This is a genomic window from Mucilaginibacter endophyticus, assembly GCF_003351025.1.
Lineage (GTDB): Bacteria > Bacteroidota > Bacteroidia > Sphingobacteriales > Sphingobacteriaceae > Mucilaginibacter > Mucilaginibacter endophyticus.
Genome location: NZ_QPCG01000020.1, coordinates 1 through 6,801, shown reverse-complemented (window position 1 = coordinate 6,801; position 6,801 = coordinate 1). Strand labels below are relative to the sequence as shown.

6 protein-coding genes are annotated in these 6,801 nt (G+C 38.6%); 4 read left to right on the top strand and 2 right to left on the bottom strand.

Annotation, left to right across the window (positions count from 1 at the left end):
• Positions 1–652 precede the first annotated feature (652 nt).
• Together DUL71_RS31725 and DUL71_RS31720 are read right to left on the bottom strand one after the other, a co-directional pair.
• On the bottom strand, positions 653–919 hold the full coding sequence (locus tag DUL71_RS31725; RefSeq protein WP_114941816.1) for a helix-turn-helix domain-containing protein: 267 nt from the start codon (positions 917–919) through the stop codon (positions 653–655).
• Positions 920–1,067: 148 nt separating this feature from the next.
• Positions 1,068–1,829, bottom strand: coding sequence for a hypothetical protein (locus DUL71_RS31720; protein ID WP_154402539.1), 762 nt, complete (start codon positions 1,827–1,829; stop codon positions 1,068–1,070).
• A gap of 282 nt (positions 1,830–2,111) precedes the next feature.
• On the opposite strand from DUL71_RS31720, the gene DUL71_RS31715 reads away from it, so the two are divergent.
• The 4 genes from DUL71_RS31715 (at position 2,112) to DUL71_RS31700 (ending at position 6,781) form a co-directional block, all read left to right on the top strand.
• A complete protein-coding gene (locus DUL71_RS31715; RefSeq protein WP_114941814.1) occupies positions 2,112–4,100 on the top strand; it encodes a DUF2779 domain-containing protein in 1,989 nt (662 codons plus the stop codon).
• The gene (gene dgt / locus DUL71_RS31710; protein ID WP_114941813.1) at positions 4,097–5,458 is read left to right on the top strand and encodes a dGTP triphosphohydrolase; all 1,362 of its coding nucleotides are present in this window, start codon (positions 4,097–4,099) and stop codon (positions 5,456–5,458) included. The genes DUL71_RS31715 and dgt overlap by 4 nt, the downstream gene beginning before the upstream one ends.
• A gap of 66 nt (positions 5,459–5,524) precedes the next feature.
• Entirely contained in the window at positions 5,525–6,367 is an 843-nt protein-coding gene (locus DUL71_RS31705) for a glycosyltransferase (protein ID WP_114941812.1), read from the top strand.
• A gap of 114 nt (positions 6,368–6,481) precedes the next feature.
• Complete coding sequence (locus DUL71_RS31700; RefSeq protein ID WP_114941811.1) at positions 6,482–6,781, top strand: glycosyltransferase family 25 protein; 300 nt, start codon at positions 6,482–6,484, stop codon at positions 6,779–6,781.
• Positions 6,782–6,801 lie beyond the last annotated feature (20 nt).

Genomic DNA, 6,801 nt, shown 5'->3' with positions numbered 1-6,801 from the left:
GCTTTGATGATCTCATGCTTCTGTTTTACACTGAAAAACTTACTTGGTCGCTGTTTCGATTTAAATCTTTTCTTTTCCATGTTTTGTCCTGGTTAGGTGTAAACCTATTTCAGGACAAGACAACTCCGCTTTCGCGAAGCGACCGCCGCTTTTCTTCCTGATTTGCGAAGCAAATCATTACCGGTGCAACCTTTGGCTGCACCGGATTTATATAGCTGGATATACCTATATCGGAATAACCAGTTATTCCGATATGTGGTTATCAGTATAGCCCGATATACAGCTATGCCGATATAAAATACCGGGCTACATTTCCCAACCGGTAGGCCAGTAAACCTGGCTGCCGAATTTGGGATGGTACGACGGCTGATAACGGATGTAACCATATTCATCGNCGGCTGATAACGGATGTAACCATATTCATCGAGTTCTTTGATACACTTGTGATATGTTGCAATAGATGCTATACGGCTGAAAGCCATCAGCGTTTTTCTGGTAACAGAAAACGGGCTTTTGAAACCACCGCGTTGCCATTGGACGAATAATGCACTGAACAAGCTGATGTGTGTAGTATTCAGCCTCACGTCCATGCTCATGCGTTTGAGCAGCTTACTGTAACCGGCAAGTTCACTCACCGCAATTTTATGGATACTCATTGCATACCCCCTTCCAGTAGCTTGTTAATGTCTTCGAGTTTGTAATACATGATGCTGCCGATACGGGTATAACTCAATGTACCGTTGATGCGCAGGTTCTGTAAGGTGCCTGGCGATATTTTCAACAGCTTTCTTACTTCGTTACTTTTGAGCCATTTTTTGGACGTAGCTTGTCCATCCAACTGAACGAGCTTTTTAATCTCGGTCAGCAGTTCGCTTTTAAACTCCTTTAAATCTTCTTTGGTGATAATCTCCAAATTCATCACTGATCCTCCTGTTGTTTGGGTAAATAATAAACTGGTTCAAGGCGATGTATAATAATTGCCTGTGAATGTTATGGTTCAAATGTCAAGAGAGATATGGCAAAATGAATGACCAATGGACGCGTTTGGTCAGATTTGGAGCGGTAAATTATTTCTTTTCTTTGGGAACGATCTTGAAAAGCGCATCCTCCTCCGCGATATTGATATACTTCGATGGCTTATCGTCTTTATTCGCCGGAAAGTAATTATGTGCTGTATCAATTGAGATGTCTTTATCGCCATGTTTAAAGTACTTGGCAATCATTTTATACCAAGGGCTTTGCGCCTGCGAACGGACGAGCCGATTATCATTAGGTAGTTTCAAGTCTTGTATCTGGTGTACAAGGTTCATGAAAGTAGACATACTGCCTTTGTCAATTACGATCTTTTCACCGGCATCGTATTTTGTAGCTTCTTTTAATTGTCCTTCCAGATAAGCTATCTTAGCATTTAGCAGATCGATCATCCGCTCTTTCTCTGCGACAACAGATTCGATAGATTCGAGTTTGTGCCATCGGTCTACCGTTTTAAGAAAATCAAGAAATACTTCTAGTTGCCTCGCACTTGCCATGTGGCTTGGGTAGTTCGAAGAAAACGGATCTTTCTTCTTATAAAAGGCTATGCGGTTAATTACAATATCGGTGACATGTTTAAAGAACTCTTCTTCTTGATCAGGGTAGTCTTCTGAAAAAAAAACGAGGTGAAAGTTATAGTAAGGGGCAAATTCTTTTTTGTTCAGTTGGTAAAGCTTCTTTAGAAAAAAGTTATCTGCTAAAGCTCTGTTTTGCCTAACAGGATTGCCGATTTCGAAACGGTGTGGTGAGAAATCGAAACGTCCACGGAATTTAAAGTATTTGCTTTGGGTTGCCATAGGATAGGTTTTATTACGAAACCAACCTAACAATCTATGGTTTTAAAAACATTCGCCATTTAGACCGTATTTTAAAATTTAAATCTCACATGGATCGCTATAAATGTGAACCTTAAGGGATTATTTTCGAACCAACTGGTTAGCAAAAATTAATTAGACGTTAATTTAAAGTAAAAAAAAGACATTGCAGGGATTAAAAATTTAGCTTTGTATTTGCAAACCTCAAAATAAATTTGGAAGTGTTTTAAAATCAATTAGATTTGGATAAACCTTATCAGATCTATGACACCTCCAAGATACCTGACTAAGTCGCGTTTCAAACTTGGTTTAGAATGCCCGACAAAGCTTTACTACACTAAAAAAGAACAATACGTAGACAAAAAACTCGATAACGATTTCTTAGCGGCTTTAGCCAAGGGCGGTTTTCAGGTTGGAGAGCTGGCAAAATGTTACTTTCCTGGAGGAGTTAACATTGATGAATTGGATTATGAAATTGCCTTGGCGAAGACGAACGAGCTTCTTAAAAAAGATAGTGTCATCATTTATGAGGCCGCCTTTCGGCACGATAATCTGTTCATACGCGCAGATGTCATTGTCAAAAAAGGAAACGCTATTAGTATTTATGAGGTAAAAGCGAAGTCTGCTGACTCTGTAGATGAACAATTAACAACGAAAGCAGGTTTACCGAATGCTACCTGGAAACCTTATTTATGTGATATTGCCTTTCAGCGATATGTCGTACAAAATTCACTTCCCGGCCATAACATTTCCGCATTTTTGATGGTTGCTGATAAAAGTTCGTTAGCATCCGTTGATGGACTAAATCAACGTTTTTTGTTAACTCAGGACCCATTAGGTAGAGCAAAAATTAATGTTATTGGTGACGTAAGCCCTATAGCCTTGGGGCATAAGATTCTTTGCGCAATCCATGTCGACGATATTATAGACCGAATTTTTGCCGAAGAAGTATTCGATACTTATCTAAACCTTTCATTTGAAGGACTCATAACATTTTTTTCAGATAAATACGAAAAAGATGAGCTTATCCAGGGAGACTTAAAAGCGTATTGTAGAGATTGCGAATTCAGGGCATCTTCAGAAGATGAGTCTTATGGATTTCTCAGCGGCTTCAAAGAATGTTGGACAAGAGTTTATGGACTCACACCTGACGATTTTCAAAAGCCTTCAGTACTTGATATATGGAATTGTCGTGGCAAAGATAGTTTTATAAAGGAACGACGTTTATTTCAGGCAGAGATTCATCCACAAGATCTTCAACCAAAAACGACAAGAAGTTCCAAAGTCGGGGAGGCGGGCCTCAGTAATACGGATCGGCAGATTATGCAAATAACAAAGTCTAAAGAAGATGACAATACTATTTATTGTGACGTTGAAGGCTTAAGCGAGATTTTTCGAAAGTTCAAATATCCATTGCACTTCATAGATTTTGAAACCACCGCGGTGGCAATTCCATTCAACATGGGAAGACGCCCATATGAGCAGATTGCTTTTCAATTCTCTCATCACATCATTTACGAAGATGGGACAATCGCGCATAAGGGGCAATGGATTGATGCTGAACAGGGTCGTTTTCCAAATTTTCAATTTGTTCGTGAATTGAAAAATGAACTAGATAAGGACGATGGTACTATTTTTCGGTATTCTGCTCACGAAAATTCAATATTGAATGCCATATTTCGTCAACTTTGTGAATCTCAAGAGCCTGACCGACAAGAATTATGTGATTGGATAAAAACAATTACAAAATCATCACAAAGCACAGCCGAATCCTGGATTGGAGATCGTAACATGGTCGATCTGTGCGAACTTGTTAAAAAGTACTACTACGCTCCAGAAACCAATGGCTCAAATTCTATAAAAACAGTGTTACCAGCAATAATAAATAGTAGTTCTTTCTTAAAGGAAAAATATAGTCAGCCTATTTACGGGACGCAAGTAAAAAGCCTAAATTTTAACGACCACATATGGATTAAATTCAATGATGATGGAACAATCATTAATCCTTATTATCTTTTAAATCCAGTGTTCGATGGAGTCGATTCAGAATTGTTGGACAGCTATTTGACCTCCGAAGAGGGAGAAATTAGAGACGGTGGTGCGGCAATGGTAGCTTATGCACAGATGCAATTTACCCAGATTCAGATCGCCGAAAGAGAATTTATAAGAAACGCATTATTAAAATATTGTGAACTAGATACTCTTGCCATGGTGATGATATGGGAAGAGTGGAATAAAAAAATTAATATATGAATTGGAAAGACCTCCTGTGTAAAGAAAGATTTAACAAAACCTATATCGATCCAAGTTATGATCCGAGATCCCCTTATCAAAGGGATATAGACCGCATTCTCTTTTCCTCCCCATTCAGAAGAATGCAGGATAAAACGCAGGTTTTTCCAATCCCCAAAAGTGACTTCATCCACAATAGGCTAACTCATAGCATTGAAGTGTCTTCGGTTGGCCGCTCGTTGGGCTTATTAGCAGGGCAATTTGTCTTAGAAACTAAAGAGCCCGCTTTAGTTCGCACCGAGTTAAGTTCTAGGGAGGGCTTTGTACTTGATGATTTTGCCAATATTGTTGCAGCTGCCTGTCTTGCTCATGACATAGGCAATCCCCCGTTCGGGCATTCAGGTGAAAAGGCAATCGGTGCGTTCTTCAAAAACGAGGGAAAAGAATACACCACCGCATTAATAGATGAAGAAGGTAAAGATTTGAAAACTTTCGAGGGAAATGCTGCCGGTTTTCGAATTCTAACGCGCACCCCAGGTTTAGAGCTTACTTACGCTTCAATAGGAGCTTTTACTAAATATCCTTGGAGTTCAAGTTCGATTGATGAAGAATATGTGATTGAAGATAAATATGGTTTTTTCTATTCGGATCGAGAAAATTTTGAGTCAGTTGCGACTAAGTTAGGACTTAAATACAGAGGAACCGCTGAAAATAGAGTTTGGTGTAGGCACCCATTATCCTTTTTGATGGAAGCTGCCGATACTATCTGTTACAGAGTTATCGATGTTGAAGATTCAGTCAAATTACGATTGCTAGATTACAAAACCGCCGTAAGTCATCTAGAAGCTATTTGTCGTTTAACGCCAATTGTTGAGGATCGCTTTAAACCCGAGATGGCGAAAAAAATTAATGAAACAGAATATCTCGCTTATCTAAGAGCGAAGGCAATCTCTTCCCTAATTTATCAAGCAATTGAAGTCTGGAAAGAAAAGTATGACGAGATTATGAATGGCAGATTCAATAAAGAATTGCTAGACATATGTCCAAGTAATGCTGAATTAGAAAATATCAAGCAAAATCTTATTAAAAGAGCTTTTAACCATCCGTTGGTCCTTAAAATTGAGCTAGCTGGCTTCGAAGTTCTAGGTGGCTTGTTGCGAGAATTCTGCGGAGCGGCTTTTGATAAGTTTGAAAAAACTAAAAATAGAAAGTTGTTTGCCCTAATACCGGAGCAATTTTTGACAGCGGAGGGTAAATGGCACGCCGACAGTGCAGAAAAACTACTACAAGTTACTGACTTTGTGTCCAGAATGACTGATTCATATGCAATTGATCTTTATAGAAGTTTGAAGGGAATCAATCTGGCTATAATTGAATAACAGAGAAAATTAGACTGAATAACCAACAAATTTGATTTTCTGTTAACTAAACAGTTTGCATCTATCATGACTAAGCCCAAAATCGAAAAGGACGATTATAAGACAAGATCCAATTTCATTCGCGAATTTATTCAGCGATCTAATCTACAATCATATCAGCCGCCATCATCAAGTAATGAAATCCCTAAAATGATTATTCAGTTCTGGGATAATTTTGATAATCTACCTGATGATGTAGGAGCATGTATAGAGACTTGGAAGACAACTAGAGAATCGGGGTTCAATCATCAAGTCTTCGATAAACAAAAAGCTGGTGACTATATTCTTAAGAAATTGGACGTCCGGCATAAATTGGCTTTTGACAAATGTTATCATCCGGCTATGCAATCTGATTTTTTCAGATTATGCTATATTTTCATTGATGGAGGATGTTATATAGATGTTGATGACAAGTATACAGGAGTACCGATTAATAAGTACTTCGACGATTGCCGTTTAAAGATTCAGCCACTCTGCTACGACATCGCGACTAACACTATGGTGTCGCCATCCATTTTTACAAAACAGGGTGCAAACAATGATCATTGGATTTTTTACTTTAATAACAATCCGCTTATTGCCAAAAAAGGAAATATAATAGTGGCGAGTGCTTTAAAAAGGGCGCTTCTTGCTCTCGAAAATAATACAGCCAACGAATTACCGGAAATTCAATCTACCACCGGGCCAGGGAATCTTACCAAGACAATTTTCGATAATATGCTCGCTGACAAAACCATTGAGGATACAATGTTCATATTTCATGATTGGGAGAATACCGCTAAAAACGAATGGAACCTCAGTTATCGAAACGACGCTAGGAATTGGAGACACTCTAATGGACAAGTCTATTCAAGCCGAAAATACCAATAAAAATCAATGAAACATCCGGCTCCTTTGTCCAATTTATTAAATTATTTCTTTCGCACATTTGTTAGATCTCGAAGATTTTTGCCCTCGAACAGATGCCAGGCCTTCGGATTTGAAATGAAAAATACATTTCCGAAGATCCAGAAAATTCATGTAATCAATCTAGAAAGGCAACCATTACGGTTGAATGAAATACAACGCGAACTAACATATGTGCGTGACTGCAATGGAGAATCGCTTTGGTCTATGTACGAGAAATATACGGCTGTCGATGCCAGAGATTTAGGCGATAAATTTTTGAAAGACAATTTGGTTGATGGAAATTACAATTTGGCCGAACAGCTGTTTGTAGAACCTCAGCCGCTAGCATTACCAAATCAGTTTGATTTGGAATCGCCTATTCAAATGAGTCTGTAACCCCTCCTAAAAACCGGACT

Excerpts from the sequence above, each read along its gene's own strand:
- dgt (WP_114941813.1), top strand. The coding sequence starts at position 4,097 with ATGAATTGGAAAGACCTCCTGTGTAAAGAAAGATTTAACAAAACCTAT.
- DUL71_RS31725 (WP_114941816.1), bottom strand. The coding sequence starts at position 919 with ATGAATTTGGAGATTATCACCAAAGAAGATTTAAAGGAGTTTAAAAGC.
- DUL71_RS31700 (WP_114941811.1), top strand. The coding sequence starts at position 6,482 with ATGAAAAATACATTTCCGAAGATCCAGAAAATTCATGTAATCAATCTA.
- DUL71_RS31720 (WP_154402539.1), bottom strand. The coding sequence starts at position 1,829 with ATGGCAACCCAAAGCAAATACTTTAAATTCCGTGGACGTTTCGATTTC.
- DUL71_RS31715 (WP_114941814.1), top strand. The coding sequence starts at position 2,112 with ATGACACCTCCAAGATACCTGACTAAGTCGCGTTTCAAACTTGGTTTA.
- DUL71_RS31705 (WP_114941812.1), top strand. The coding sequence starts at position 5,525 with ATGACTAAGCCCAAAATCGAAAAGGACGATTATAAGACAAGATCCAAT.